This is a genomic window from Aeromonas sp. MdU4 (genome assembly GCF_041929505.1).
Lineage (GTDB): Bacteria > Pseudomonadota > Gammaproteobacteria > Enterobacterales > Aeromonadaceae > Aeromonas.
In genome coordinates this window covers 48,057-62,028 of sequence record NZ_JBHFMW010000001.1, presented here as the reverse complement: position 1 = coordinate 62,028, position 13,972 = coordinate 48,057, and the positions used below count along the sequence as shown (strand labels likewise).

The window sequence follows — 13,972 nt, the reverse complement described above, 5'->3', positions numbered from 1 at the left end:
CCCTCGCGGTGCCTATGCCTACATGGTCACTGGTTTTCAGGGGAAATGGTGGCGGCCGCGTTGGGGAGTGAGACCGGCCAACATGGCAACAGCCCCGCGAGCGGGGCCTGATCAGTGGCGGGAGGGTGTCCTCACTTCTTGAGGTGTTTTCTGATCGCCTTGCCTGAGGTACCGACTGCTTTCACCGCCCGCTTCAGTTGGACTTCGGTGCACTCGAACATTTTGACCCACTGCTTCATCTCATAGGGATCGTTGACATTGATCTTCTTGGCATCGAACGGGTGAGCAACCGCATTGCTGTCAGGCATATAAACCTCAACTTATTGAAATAATTGGCGAGAAAGACGTTTCTGCCTGAGCGACATCATCCTCTTAATCGGTCAGACATGGGGTGATGGGGTTCACACAACCTCTGCCCTGCTCGAAATAACGTGTTGCAGCAACTTATCTGACCGCCAACAGCCGTGCTCTTCATGAGGAGTATGTTGATGCCGTCTCTGATCGCTAGCAGTCACTGGGTTCATATGGGGTGCTATGGTGTCAGAAATCCACGGTAGTATGGTGTCGCTCCCAACCGATGGTTGATTGACCTGACTGTGTAGCCTGATGGGGCGGAGCACGATCGCTGCTAACGCGGCTGGGTAGGGAAGAGAGAAAAATCGCCGGGCATGAAAAAGGGGAGCCAGGCTCCCCTTGTGATGTTTGCGGGATTAGAACTTGTAGAGCCAGGAGATAGCGGTGAAGTAACCGTTATAGTTCTGGTTCACATGGCCCATGTTGTACTCCTCGCCGGTGAAGAGGTAGTCCACATCATGATAGAACTCGTAGCGCATATCCCAGCGCAGCGACTGCTTCTCGTCGAGCTGATAGAGGGCGTACCCTTCCAGGCGGTGCTGCTTGCTGGTCAGATCCGGGTAGTCATAGCCCTTGCTGGCTTCGGTCTGGCCACGGCCATAAGAGAAGCTGTAATCCAGCCCCAGCTCCAGTGCCAGATCAAACGCCTTATTCTGGGTCAGACCCAGGCCCAGGGTAGTGATCTCGTCGCGCACTTGGGTTGAGTAGGGATCCCAGTCCGGCGCTCCGGTATAGGCATGGTTCTGGTTTGAACTGAGCCACTGCCGGTTGCCAAAGAGATGGCCACTCAGGTTCTCATCAAACTGCTGGTTGAGGGTCAGGTCGATACCATAATCTTCCCCTTCACTGAGCCCAATGTTGGGTTCCTGATAGTCAGCCTTGGCCCACCACCCTTCCAGCGAAGAGCTTAACTGCTCGCTGAAGGCATATTGCAGATCGCCGCGCAGTTCGAGCCGGTCCCGATCGGCCAGATAGAACTGGCGCAGGGTCGGGCTGACATTGGTGTTGTTATTTTGCCACTCCGAACCATTGCGGGTACTCCACGAGACTTTGCCTCCGAGTTGCAGATCGCCCACCGGGCGGTAGCGGCTCTTGAGGAACAGGGTCTGTTCATCGGTCTTGCGACGGTCTGCATACTCCCGTTCATCGGCGCGGTACTGGTAGCCACCGGTGACTTTGACCGAACGGCTCAGGCGGTAATCCGCTTCCAGATTGCCCTTGCGGTGGGAGCGGTCACCCGGTTGACGCTGTTTGCCAATGACCACCAGCTTATCGGAGTTGTCCTGCCGATCCCGATATTCACCACCGGCGCGCAGGGTGAGATCCCGGCCAAAGCGGCCTACCCACTTGGCATCAGTCTGGAAGGTGTCGATCTCGCCGTGGAATTCGTTCTGGGTGATGGGCGCCTGTCTGAATGCGGTCAGGTTGCCATCTGACGTTGCGTGGCTGCTGAGCACGCGTCCTGTCAGGCTCTGTCTGTCCCAGTTGTACTGACCGGACAAGCTGACCTGATGGAAGCTGTTGTCAGGTTCGTAGGCTCGCTCATTGGCATAAGGGTCGCTGGCCGAGCCGAAATAGAGCGCGGTATCGTCGTTGCGATAGAGTGAACCGTTATAGGCGAGATCAACCAGCCACCCTTCGCCAAGGTAGCTGACGCCACTCTTGACCAAAGTGGTGGTGGTGCCATCGACCGGCTTGGGCAGAAAGCCCGGTACGCTGCCAATTCCCGGTATGGTGGAGAGGTAACTAGCCAGGGTTGCCTCTTTTTTTTCATAAGAGAAATCGGCATAGGGGCGCCATGGGCTCTTGGGGGTATAGGCCAGTCCTGCGGTCAGCTTCTTGCGTATCACCTCCTTGTCAAACTCGGCCAGAGTGCCTGCCGTCATCGGCTGGTCGTCAGGGCGATAGACGCTCTTGCCGTGGCTGTTCCAGTAGAAGGGGGATTCAGAGTAGCCAATTTTGGCGCGTGCGCCATCGTAGTAGCCCTGCTCCAGCGCCAGGCTGAAGCGGCGCATCCCGAGATCTTTGGCCTCCAGAGAGCCATAACGGGAGCCTTCTCCCCGATATTGCAGGTCGGCGTTAAAGATCCCCAGCATGCCGGTATCGTTGCCAGCGGGCACCCAGTTACGAAAACGGGTGGCGCCATCATCATTGATGTAGCCCGCTCCCAGACTCACATCACCAAACCAGCCGAGTTCGCTTTCACATGACTTGCACTGCCAGCGTCCGGTTTTGGCCTCCTTGGCCGATTGCAGGGCATAATCCCCGACCGCCAGCGACTCCTCGGCCGCATGGGCCGAGCAGATTGCCAGCAAGGAGAGCCACAGTGTTGAATATTTCATGACTTTTCTCCTTAACGTCTCAGGGATTGTCCATTTGGATGGTTGGTCCCGTGGATCTGGTTGTGACAGTTCAGGCAGCTACCGCCACGCACTTTGAGGTCTCCCTCGGGGATCGCCACGTTGGCATGGGGGGTGCTATGGCACTCCTGACACAGTTGCGGCACCCGTTTGTTGAGCAGCGCCTGGTTGATGGAGCCGTGAGGGGTGTGGCACAAGGAGCAATCCTCGGTCACCGGCTCGTGCTCCCACAGGAAGGGGCCCCGCTTCTCGGCATGGCATTCATAGCAGCTCTCGTTGACAGTCGGCCGCTTGAGGCTGGCCTCATTTTGTGACTGGTGCGGGTTATGGCAGCTGGAGCAGGGCATTTCGCCATTCAGGATGGGATGGCTGGTGCGCTTGTGCAGATCAGACTTCTCGGCAGGGTGACAGCTGGTACAGGTCTCGACCTGTTTCTTGCTGTCCATCACCGGATCCTTGGCCTGATGCAAGGTATGGCAACTGGTGCAGGAGAGATCTTCTGACGCGTGGACGCTGGCATGCCAGCCCATCATTTTGCTATCGGTGTGGCAGGAGAGGCAGACACTGTTCTGCTTCTCGACCGGTACCGGCGAGTCGGGGCCGAAGGTGATCATCGGTTCCCGCGGTTGGCCTTTACGCGGATTGCGCGGGTGGTTGCCGGCGGGGCCATGGCAGGCTTCGCACTGCCGATCGGTCATCGGCCCGTTCTGATTACCCAGATTGCCGTGCACATTGTGGAAAATGCCGGTCGCGGGTTTGCGCGACTCGGCATCGTGGCACTTGAGGCAGGTATCGGCTCCTTTCGGGGAGTATTTCCCCTGCTCGAATTTCTTGTCGAGGGCGGTCTCGACTTGCAGACGCGGGTCTGTGTCGCCAGCGGGTTGCGAGGTGTCGCTCTTGGCCCAGACTGGCAGGCAGCTCAGAGCCAGTGCGCCTGCCAACAACCACTGTGGAATGGTTTTTTTCATTTTTTTCCCTTCAACGGCAAAGGGCCAGGGGGATCCCCTGGCCATGTGGTTTCATCAACGGAAGTCGTAGACCTTGTGAACCTTGTCGACACCCTGATCCATGCCCACGGCATGGCAGGATGCGCACTGTTCAACACCGGTGGCGGCTTCACTCGTCTCTGCACCAAAGACAGCGCCGTTATTCTTCATATGGGTGGCCCACTCATCACCTGCAACCGGACTATCCGGCTTGACCAGGCCCAATGGCGATTTGAGGTGGCAGCTGGAGCAGACCACCAGGGTCGGGCTGAAGTACTTGGGTAGCTTGTTGTCTGTGGTCGTCGCGGCCAGCGAGGGGCGGGCATTCTGCTGGTTGGGCAGATTGTATTGCGCCTTGGTATGGCAGGATTCACAGTTGTTGCCTTTGCCTGGGAAGTGGCTAATGAAGGGCTTACTGGGTGTGCCACCATGCTCGGAGCCGACCTGATGGTAAGAGTGCACATGGTACTTCAGGTCCCCCGGCACTCCTGGGTTGAACGCTGTGCGAGTTGCATTATGGCAACTGGTGCACTGACTCATATCCTTGGTTGGATGCACAGTAAGGTGAGCCGTCAGGTCCTTGTGGCAGCTATTGCAGGCAGCCATATCGGAACCGGATTTGAGCACATAGTTGCTGTCGATGCCCCCTTCGGCACGGAAGTAGGCCTTGACCGGGTTAATAACCACGGCAGAGAGCCCGCTGGCGGTGCTGCATGGGACCAAGTCACCAGCGGCAAAGGCACCGTTGCGATCGGCTTTACGGGCTACGCAGGCTCTTACATCGGAGATAGTCGCTGCCAGGGTGCCATTGACCTCGTTGCCCACCTCCTTGCTGCACAGGAAGCGACCGCCCCCTTGGGCAGTACAACCGCTCAACTTGATGGTATTGCCGGTAGCATAGGTCTGGGGGTTGGTGGTGGCCAATTCGAACCCGTTGCCTTGATCCCAGTTGATCAGAATGGCGGGCGCACCATCGTCGTCTTGTGGGGCTTTAGCATTGTCATTTTTGACGAACTTAGCGACATCATGGAAGGTTTCAGCCGGTACTCCATTTACGGTGACGCTCAGGTCAACCTCGATATTGGGGGCCGCGTAGCGTACATCGTTAAAGGTGAACTTCAGCTTCTCCTGACCTGCTGCCTCATTAGCCAGTCGGCCCATATGCACGGCATGAGCAGATTTGGGATTGGCCGGATCTGTTGTATGACAGCTAGAGGAAGAACAGGTTTGAGCACTGGTCATCTTCCCTGTGATGTGTGCATCAAAACCTGTTGCGCTGTTTGAGTCGGCATGACAGGCACCACACGGTTTTTCCTGCGCATGTTGCCAGTCACCTGCATTGGGCGTGCTGGGGGTGGCATCTTTATGACAGGTGTCGCAGTTGCGGGGATCCTGCGGATAGTGGCTTACGGTGTCGGTATCTGCGGCATCCTTTCTCGGCCCGTGGTACTTGTGCACTATGGTCGCCAAGGAGCGGCGAGTAGTGTTCGGGTTGCTTTCGTTGTGGCAAGCCACACAGAGCTTGGGATCCGCGAAGGTTGAGTGGTAAGGGGGTTTGTTGTGGATAGGCTGCTTCATATGGCAGCCATCGCAGCTGGATTGCTCCACGATATTGCGGGTCAGCGCGGGAGCGCCGCCAGCAGGGACCCAGTCCAGCACATAGTTGGTGACCGGCACCTCGTTGCTGCCGCCAAAATAGATACCGAGGCGGTGAGTCGCCGTTTCATCCCAGCTGATCAAGCCGCCGTTATTGGCTGAGTCGGCAAGATAAGGATCCGTCACGTTGGTGGGGTCGACCGCAAAGGTATAGCGATACTGGCCGTTGCCCAGCGCCTCCAGCGTGCCGCTGCTTTCGCCAGTGGCCTTGATTGCGCCTTGCTTATCAGGTTTGTAAATAAAACTCTTCCAAAGGGTGGGATCTTCCCGGCTTGGATCGCGCCCGGGGATCAGCTTGTTCAGGGTGAACGACGGTTGGATCGCACCCAGGTCATATCCCTTGCCTTGTTTATCTGTGACCTGAAACTCTACCGAAAGTTTGCTTGTGCTGGCTTTGAGGGTGGTATCGAGTATTGGCGCTTTTGCCGAGATAGTCAGTGAACCAGGGGTGCCCGGAGGGGGGGGAGGGGGCTCATTTTTGTCACTTCCATCACCCCCGCCACATGACGAAAGGGTGAGCACCATCGCTGCTGCCACCAACGCTTTCCAGTATTTCATTTTGTTTTATCCCTTTTTATCGGATTTCTTATTTCATGTATGAGCTGCGTCAAAAAAGCCCCAAAAAGATGCAAGTTAAGAGTCGAATGAGGTTACCCTAAGGCAAGAAACCATTTCCTTCTAAATTATAAGGTTTATATATTGGGCGACCTTTGATCGAGGTCTCAAAAGTAGACTCTCAAATCTGCTTTTGTATTCATTGGTTTTGTTTTTATTGATGTTTTTGATTTTTATTGCACGAGGAATAAGAAGATGAAGGGAAGTATGAAGTGTGAAATTTTTGGCTTGGCCCTGCTGCTTGGCTCCATCGGTTCTGCACATGCCGATATTGATGCATTAGTCAAATCATGCGACGCATGTCACGGTGAAAAGGGGATTAGCGCCCACAATGATATGCCGACAATTGCAGGAATTGCAGAATCTAATCTGGCAAGCCAGATGCGTTCATATTTGGATGGCCGCCCAGCTAAGACCGTTAATCATGTCACCGGGGATACCAGCAAGAAGGAGAACATGACCGACATCGTTAAGGGGCTTAGTGATGATCAAATCGACGAACTGGCCGCCTATTATGCCGAGCTGCCCTACAAGTCGATGAAGCAGCCGTTCGATGCGGGCCTGGCCAAAGCGGGCAAGAAACTGCATGACGAGCAGGGTTGCAAGAAGTGCCATACCGACGGCGGTTCCGTTGCCGAGGATGAAGCCTCCATTCTCTCCGGTCAGCCCAAAGGTTACATGCTGACCACCCTGAAGGAGTTCAAAACTGGCAAGCGCAGCGATGACGAGTCGATGAACAAGCCCATCATTGCCATGAGCGATGCTGACCTTCAGGCATTGGCCGAATACTACGCCAGCCAGCAATAAGCACCGCGGTCAGGTTGATCCATTTGTACAAGCCCCCTCCCGATGGTGAGGGGGCCGGTTGCCCGTTTTTGATATCAAGAGGCTTCGTTTTACCCCGGCTACGCAGGGGGATGGATAACGCTGCTGAGCCTCTTTGATCCGGAGTTCAGTATGAAAAAAATAATAATGCAGTGGGCCTTGCTTGCCGTTATCTGCCTGGGGGGAAGCCAATTTGCCCGGGCAGAGGTCGGGGGCGAAGCTGCGACTCCCGCTTCGTCAGCGGTCAGCACGGTAACAGACGGAGCCGTGACCGCCGACAGCGCAGCGATAGACAGTGCCGCGCAGGAGGAGGCCCTCGCCGAACAGAAAGCGGCAGAGCGCCTGGCCAAAGCAGAGAAGAAAGCAGCGGCAGCCAAGAAGGCAGCGGCCCGATTTGGCAAGTGTGACAAGTGCCATGAGGGTGAAGAGCTGATGCATGGCAAACATGCCAGCGCGACCAATCCCAACACAGATCTGACCGTCACCTGTACCAATTGCCACGGCCACCCTGCCGCCAAGCACCGGATGCAGCGTCGCGGCGTGGTCGATGTGATGCGCTTTGGTGATAAGGCATTTCCTATCAGCCAGCAAAACGGGGTCTGCATGAGCTGCCATACCCCTGATGATCTGCGCAAGTCGCTGTGGGCCCATGACGTGCATGCGACCAATGTCACTTGTACCAGTTGTCATCAACTGCACCCAACCAAGGATCCCATGAGCGGGATCAGTGAAAAATCGCGTATCAAGCTGTGCGTTGACTGTCATGGCAAGCAGCATGAGGCCCGGCAGCAAGCTGCTGTCAAGGAGGGGGAATGAGCACAACCCGTCGCGCGTTTATGGTGGGGATGAGTGCCAGCGCCTTGTTTCTGATGACTGGGGCTCCGCGTGCTCTTGCTCGTAGCATGACCATCGCGGGAGTGCGGTATGGCATGCTGCATGACGAAGCGGCCTGTATCGGTTGCACCGCCTGTGTAGATGCCTGTCGCGAGGTTAATCAGGTGCCGGAAGGGGTGACGCGTTTGCAGATCCTGCGCTCCGGGCCACAGGGTGAGTATCCGGATCAGACCTATCAGTTTTTCCGCAAATCCTGTCAGCACTGTGACAATGCCCCTTGTGTTCATGTCTGCCCGACCGGCGCCTCCCATATCCGGGCCGAAGATGGCATTGTCGATATCAATCCCGATCTCTGCGTGGGCTGCCGTTACTGTCTGGCGGCCTGTCCCTATCAGGTGCGCTTTATCAACCCGGTCTCCGGGGTCGCGGACAAGTGCGACTTTTGCCGTCAGACCAATCTGGCCAATGGCAAGCAGCCAGCTTGTGTTGAAGCCTGTCCGACCAGGGCGCTGGTATTTGGCAATCTCGATGATCCCCAAAGCCCGATCGCCAGGCGGTTGGCGCAAGAGAACAGCTATCGCGACAAGGAGTTGCTCGGCACGTCGCCCAAGTTGTACCGGATCCGGAAAATAGAGGAGACGAAGTCATGACTTTGCAAAACGCATTTCACTTCGACTCTCTGGTATGGGGCGGCTCGGTCGCGCTCTCGCTCTTTTTGCTGGGGATCTCTGCCGGTTCGGCCATCCTGGCGGTACTGCTGCACAGGCGGGGCGTGGGGCACCAGAGCGGGATCCTCAAAGCGACCGCCATCCTGGCCCCGCTCAGCCTGCTCCTCGCGCTGCTCATGCTGATCTGCTCTCTGACTCGCCCCTGGACCTTCTGGAAGCTGATGTTTCACTACCAGTTTGGTTCCATGATGTCGATGGCAAGCCTGCTGTTCCAGCTCTATCTGGTGGTGCTGCTGGCCTGGCTGGCGGTGGTGTTCAGGGCCGAGATCGAGGGGTGGCGCAGTCAGCGGTTTGGTGACAAATATGCCCGTCTCGACACCTTGATTGGCAAGCTTGTTCCGTATGAGCGCTGGCTTAACCCCTTGTTGTTGCTGTTGGCGTTGTGGGTCGGGTTGTGTACCGGCCTGATCCTGGCGGGGCTCAAAAACTATCCGATGTTGAACAGCCCTGTGCTGCCCATTCTCCTGTTGGTGACCGGTTTCGGCTCCGGGATTGCCGCAACCACATTGCTGGCGGTGACCCGGTTTAACGAGAGTCATCAGAGCAAGGCGTTTTGTCTGGTACAGCGCTTGAGGCGTCCCGTTGTGATCGCCGAGATCTGTTTACTGCTGCTCTTTTTTGGCAGCCTCTACCTCTCTGGTGGCCAACAGCTGGTCGCGATGCTGGCGGCGATTGGCGGTGGTTTCTGGTCGCTGGTGTTCTGGTGCGGAGTGATTGGGCTTGGCATCGTGCTGCCTCAGGTGTTGAGCACCCTTGGCTCGCCGGAACAGCAACATGGGACGCCTAAATTGGTGCTGCACAGCAGCCTCACGCTGGTCGGGATCCTGTTGCTCGGTTATGTCATCCTCTACGCCGGTCAGATGACCGTGCTGTAATTGACGTAGCCCCTGCGGGTTGCGGATAGCAAAAAGGCGGGGAGATCCCGCCTTTTTCATGCCGCTTTTTCAGGGCACTCTTTCATGTCGTTTATTCAGGGCTCTCTTTCATGGTTCTCGCCCAAAGCTACTCGCTGGTGGGCACCCTCACATCGACCTCTGCCAGCATCCGCCTTTCCAGCCGCTGCTCGCCGGGGCGGCAGACCAGCACCGAGCCCTGCTCGAACCAGTCCCCCAACACGATACGGCGGGCGGGGTGGCCATCGAGGGTGAAGTCGTGGATGGCGGGTCTGTGGGTGTGGCCGTGGATCATCATCCGGCAGTCGTGGGCGCGCAGGGTGTCGTCCACCGCCGCGGGCGTCACATCCATGATGATCTGGCTCTTGTGGGCGTTCTCCATCTGGCTTTGGCCGCGCATCTTGCAGGCGATGGCCTGACGGCGGGCCAGCGGCAGCCGCAAAAAGATCCAGCGCAGCCACTTGAGCTGGGTGATGCGGCGAAACTTCTGATACCCCTCATCCAGGGTGCAGAGCAGATCGCCGTGGCTGAGCAGCACCCGCTCGCCATAGAGTTCGATCACGCAGGGATCCCCCAGCAGGGTCATCCCCGCGCGCTTGGCAAATTGCTGGCCCAGCAGAAAGTCGCGGTTGCCGTGGATAAAGTAGATGGGCACGTTCTGCTGGCTCAGGGCCAAGAAGGCGTCGGCCATCTGTTGATGGAGCGGATTGGGGTCATCGTCGCCAATCCAGAATTCGAAGAGATCCCCCAGCACATAGAGGGCATCGGCGCCGGGGGCGTCGTGCTCGAGAAAGCGCACCAGTGCCGCGGTCATATCGGGCCGCTGGGCAGAGAGGTGAATGTCACTGATAAAGAGGGTGCTCATGATATGGGGGTCGGGCTCTCGGTCGAAGCTGGGTAAACGGGGGTAGCAGAGACAGTGGAACAAGTCGGGAGTGAAGGTGGCGCTGCGTCTATGGATGTATGCATAGTGTCACTCGATGGGGGCTGCCATGACAGCTCGGCCAGATTGCGACCCTCCAGCGTCAGCAGGGCAGCGTAAGGATCGCCAGCCAATCCCAGCAAACGGCACATCGCCGCTTCTCCTTTCAAGCCTTGCTCAAGGCGCAGGCGCAATACCTCCCGATAGAAAGCATCGCCAAAGTGTTCGAGCAAAGCCGCCATCAGGGTGAGGTGGCGCCAGCCGTTGAGCGTCTCGATGGGGGCGGGGGTAACGTACAGCTCCAGCGGCCAGCTGGTACCAGCGCCATCGCTCTGTTCGCAACAGACATCGCTACAGGAAAAGGTGCGCTCCAGCAGCCAGACGTTTTCGCCCTTGGCGCTTGCCTGCCAACCTCTGGTGGACAGGCTTGCAGCAAACGCGGCCGGATCAGGATGCTGGCAGAGGATATCGAGATCGCTGCCCGGCCGATCAAGCCCGATGGCCAGCGTGCTGACCAGCGCCATATCGCTGCACTGAGCTGCCAGCTCATCCCACAAACCGGCTGTGAGCAAGGCATGGGCCGAACGCTGGCGTTCGTTGCCGTGGGCCAGATAGTCGAGGCGGCGCCAGTTCGCTTTGGCGCTGGCGGACGCAGATGGAAAAACTGCGGCCGGGGCCGCAGTTTCATCCGTGCCGAGTTGGCAAAGATCAGTCAGCAAGGGTCACCTTGGTGATCACTACGTCTTCTACCGGCACGTCCTGGTGGATGCGGCCGTAGTTACCGGTTTTGACGCCTTTGATCTTGTTGACCACGTCCATCCCCGCGGTCACTTCACCGAATACGCAGTAGCCGAAGCCCTGAGTGGTAGCGGATTTGAAGTCGAGGAAGTCGTTGTTGTTCACGTTGATGAAGAACTGGGCGCTGGCAGAGTGCGGCTCCATGGTGCGAGCCATGGCGATGGTGCCGATCTTGTTGGACAGGCCGTTGGCCGCTTCGTTCTTGATGGAAGCGCGGGTGTCTTTCTCTTCAAAGCCAGGTGCATAGCCGCCGCCCTGGATCATGAAGCCGTCGATAACGCGGTGGAAAATGGTGTTGTCGTAGTGACCATCACGGCAGTATTGCAGGAAGTTGGCCACGGTTTCCGGGGCTTTTTCAGCATTCAGGGTGAGGGTGATGTCGCCGTGGTTGGTGTGCAGAGTGACCATGTTATGTCCTTTCATACTTTTGAACGAAAAGTGAGCGAGCCACGCAGGCGCGCGCGGGGATGGCATAAAGTGGTGGCAATTCTAGCCCATCATGGGCGGCGGGCATAGTCCGGTAAAGCGACCATCTGGTGCTGTAACCGTGATGGCAGGCGGGATTGAGCACGTTTTCCGCCTCGTTTTCTGCCCCTGAACGGGGTATTATGACCAACCATTTTACTCACAGGCAGTGGTTAGAAGATGCTGAAGATATACAACACACTCACTCGTCAAAAAGAAGAATTCAAACCTATCCACCCGGGCAAGGTGGGCATGTATGTGTGTGGCGTCACCATCTACGATCACTGTCATATCGGCCACGGCCGCACCTTCGTCGCCTTTGATGTGGTGGCTCGCTACCTGCGTTACGCCGGTTACGATCTCACCTACGTGCGCAACATCACCGACGTGGATGACAAGATCATCAAGCGTGCCGCGGAAACCCGCGTTACCTGTGACGATCTCACCGAACGGCTGATCGGCGACATGCACGCCGACTTCGACGCCCTCGGCATGCTGCGTCCGGATATCGAACCGCGCGCCACCCAGCACATCGAAGAGATCATCGAGCTGGTGCAAACGCTGCTGGCGAAAGAGCACGCCTACGTGGCGGACAACGGCGATGTGATGTTTATCGTCGAATCCTATGCCGACTACGGCAAGCTCTCCGGGCAGGATCTGGAGCAGCTGCAAGCCGGTGCCCGCGTCGATGTGGTAGAAGCCAAGCGCAACCCGCTCGACTTCGTGCTGTGGAAGATGTCCAAACCGGGCGAACCGACCTGGGAAAGCCCCTGGGGCCCGGGCCGTCCTGGCTGGCACATCGAGTGCTCCGCCATGAACTCCAAGCACCTTGGCAACCACTTCGACATCCACGGCGGCGGCTCCGATCTGCAGTTCCCGCACCACGAGAACGAGATCGCCCAGTCCTGCTGCGCCCACGGTGGCGACTACGTCAACACCTGGATGCACAGCGGCATGGTGATGGTGGATAAAGAGAAGATGTCCAAATCCCTTGGCAACTTCTTCACCATCCGTGACGTGCTGGCCCACTATGACGCCGAAACCGTCCGTTACTTCCTGATGTCTGGCCACTACCGCAGCCAGCTCAACTACTCGGAAGATAACTTGAAGCAAGCTCGCGCCGCGCTGGAGCGCATGTACACCGCCCTGCGCGATCTGCCGCTGGCCGCTGCTGCCGGTGGCGACGAGCAGGTGGCTCGCTTCAAAGAGGCGATGGATGACGACTTCAACACTCCGGAAGCCTACTCCGCCCTGTTCGATCTGGTGCGCGAGATCAACCGCCAGAAAGCGGAAGACATCACCGTTGCCGCTGGCCTCGGTGCCCGACTGCGCGAACTGGGCGCCGTGCTCGGCATCCTGCAGCAGGATCCGGACGCCTTCTTGAAGGGTGACGAAGCTGACGACGAAGTGGCCGAGATCGAGCAACTGATCGCCCAGCGCAATCAGGCCCGTGCCGACAAGAACTGGGCCGCCGCCGACGCCGCCCGCAACCGTCTCACCGAGATGGGCATCGTGCTGGAAGACAGCGCCGGCAAAACCAGCTGGCGCCGTGCCTAAGGCCCGTTGCCCTGTTGCAGCCAACAGCAACAGGTTGAGTCGATAAAAAAACCGCAGCCCAAGGGCTGCGGTTTTTGTTTGTGGCCTGCCGTGAAGCCTCGGCATTTCTTGGTCCGATCCCCTCGCCCATTGGGGGAGAGGGCAAGGGTGAGGGGGTTAACGTCATTCCCAAGCGGAATATCGTCCAACGGGTCGGACGGAACGCCGCAGACGGTACTTTGGTCTACGCCATCCATGGCTTCGGCCAAAGCCCGCTTCGAACATCCTTGTTCTCGCGCCAAATCGGGGTCGAGCAGTGCTCGTCCTGATCCGATTTGGCCCTATTCCGGCTGCGCCATCATCCCTGATGGCGCTCCTGACCCGTTGAACTCGACTCGGCGGTTTTCAGGGGGAACCAATGCCGCGCCCGCCCGTGGCTTCATTTATCAGCAGTGCAAGGGGCTGATAAAAATAGGTCTAAAGTTGGAATGTTGAATAGTTTGAAAAATAAGGACCCTGTTCAGGGGGGGAAATATAAAATACGCTTATAGGAAATACGACGAAATCATGCTGATTCAATCAACTTACGATAGCTAGATCGCGGCGAATATTAAGTAAATAGACATCTTTGGTATTCGTCTTATGGCTTAGTTTACTAAGTATTTTTTGTTGTGTTTCGGGCGTCCAAAATATTTTAAGGTTACATCTTGTTCTAGTTATTGCAGTATAAAATATATTGTGTGAAATGTGATCTTCATTTGAGTCAGTAATTACTATTTTCACAGAGTTGTATTCCAGTCCTTGGGCTTTGTGGATTGAAACAGCATAGGCTACTTGAAAAGGAACGGTTGTATTCAATGAATCGTCGTCATCATCAATGCTATTGGGGAAATCATAAACTTTGAATCGGACTGTCGACTCAGAAACCCATTTAAGATCATTAACTTTCAATACATCAAATGCGCTTAGTGACCGATCTAGTTTCACATCAAACTGAATC

The 13,972-nt window shown here is 57.0% G+C and carries 13 protein-coding genes; 5 read left to right on the top strand and 8 right to left on the bottom strand.

Features of this window, described 5'->3' with window-relative positions:
* Window positions 1-131: 131 nt before the first annotated feature.
* From ACE1BR_RS00250 to ACE1BR_RS00235, 4 genes are all read right to left on the bottom strand, one after another.
* Entirely contained in the window at window positions 132-308 is a 177-nt protein-coding gene (locus tag ACE1BR_RS00250; protein WP_021229425.1) for a DUF3606 domain-containing protein, read from the bottom strand.
* A gap of 402 nt (window positions 309-710) precedes the next feature.
* A complete protein-coding gene (locus ACE1BR_RS00245; RefSeq protein WP_374866534.1) occupies window positions 711-2,696 on the bottom strand; it encodes an MtrB/PioB family decaheme-associated outer membrane protein in 1,986 nt (661 codons plus the stop codon).
* An 11-nt stretch (window positions 2,697-2,707) separates the two neighbouring features.
* On the bottom strand, window positions 2,708-3,682 hold the full coding sequence (locus ACE1BR_RS00240; RefSeq protein ID WP_374866532.1) for a DmsE family decaheme c-type cytochrome: 975 nt from the start codon (window positions 3,680-3,682) through the stop codon (window positions 2,708-2,710).
* 54 nt (window positions 3,683-3,736) lie between these two features.
* A complete protein-coding gene (locus ACE1BR_RS00235; RefSeq protein WP_374866530.1) occupies window positions 3,737-5,914 on the bottom strand; it encodes an OmcA/MtrC family decaheme c-type cytochrome in 2,178 nt (725 codons plus the stop codon).
* Window positions 5,915-6,166: 252 nt separating this feature from the next.
* Here ACE1BR_RS00235 and ACE1BR_RS00230 point away from each other — a divergent pair, with 252 nt between their 5' ends.
* From ACE1BR_RS00230 to nrfD, 4 genes are all read left to right on the top strand, one after another.
* Window positions 6,167-6,778, top strand: a complete 612-nt coding sequence (locus ACE1BR_RS00230) for a c-type cytochrome (RefSeq protein WP_374866528.1) — start codon at window positions 6,167-6,169, stop codon at window positions 6,776-6,778.
* A gap of 150 nt (window positions 6,779-6,928) precedes the next feature.
* A complete protein-coding gene (gene nrfB / locus ACE1BR_RS00225) occupies window positions 6,929-7,612 on the top strand; it encodes a cytochrome c nitrite reductase pentaheme subunit (protein ID WP_374866526.1) in 684 nt (227 codons plus the stop codon).
* A complete protein-coding gene (locus ACE1BR_RS00220) occupies window positions 7,609-8,280 on the top strand; it encodes a 4Fe-4S dicluster domain-containing protein (protein WP_374866524.1) in 672 nt (223 codons plus the stop codon). Before nrfB ends, ACE1BR_RS00220 begins: the two co-directional genes overlap by 4 nt.
* Window positions 8,277-9,233 (top strand): NrfD/PsrC family molybdoenzyme membrane anchor subunit, encoded by a 957-nt coding sequence (gene nrfD, locus ACE1BR_RS00215; RefSeq protein ID WP_374866522.1) that lies wholly within the window; start codon window positions 8,277-8,279, stop codon window positions 9,231-9,233. The genes ACE1BR_RS00220 and nrfD overlap by 4 nt, the downstream gene beginning before the upstream one ends.
* Window positions 9,234-9,360: 127 nt before the next feature.
* On the opposite strand, the gene lpxH is transcribed toward nrfD, so the two are convergent.
* From lpxH to ACE1BR_RS00200, 3 genes are read right to left on the bottom strand one after another with little or no spacing between them, the layout of a single operon-like run.
* Window positions 9,361-10,116, bottom strand: a complete 756-nt coding sequence (gene lpxH / locus ACE1BR_RS00210; protein WP_374866520.1) for a UDP-2,3-diacylglucosamine diphosphatase — start codon at window positions 10,114-10,116, stop codon at window positions 9,361-9,363.
* Window positions 10,113-10,892 carry a DUF4269 domain-containing protein gene (locus tag ACE1BR_RS00205; protein ID WP_374866518.1) on the bottom strand — a complete coding sequence of 260 codons (780 nt, stop codon included), beginning with the start codon at window positions 10,890-10,892 and terminating at the stop codon, window positions 10,113-10,115. The genes lpxH and ACE1BR_RS00205 overlap by 4 nt, the downstream gene beginning before the upstream one ends.
* Entirely contained in the window at window positions 10,882-11,379 is a 498-nt protein-coding gene (locus ACE1BR_RS00200) for a peptidylprolyl isomerase (protein WP_100861131.1), read from the bottom strand. Before ACE1BR_RS00200 ends, ACE1BR_RS00205 begins: the two co-directional genes overlap by 11 nt.
* A gap of 237 nt (window positions 11,380-11,616) precedes the next feature.
* Here ACE1BR_RS00200 and cysS point away from each other — a divergent pair, with 237 nt between their 5' ends.
* The gene (gene cysS / locus ACE1BR_RS00195; RefSeq protein WP_374866516.1) at window positions 11,617-12,993 is read left to right on the top strand and encodes a cysteine--tRNA ligase; all 1,377 of its coding nucleotides are present in this window, start codon (window positions 11,617-11,619) and stop codon (window positions 12,991-12,993) included.
* Window positions 12,994-13,551: 558 nt separating this feature from the next.
* Here cysS and ACE1BR_RS00190 read toward each other — a convergent pair.
* Entirely contained in the window at window positions 13,552-13,959 is a 408-nt protein-coding gene (locus tag ACE1BR_RS00190; RefSeq protein ID WP_374866514.1) for an ATP-binding domain-containing protein, read from the bottom strand.
* Window positions 13,960-13,972: the final 13 nt, after the last annotated feature.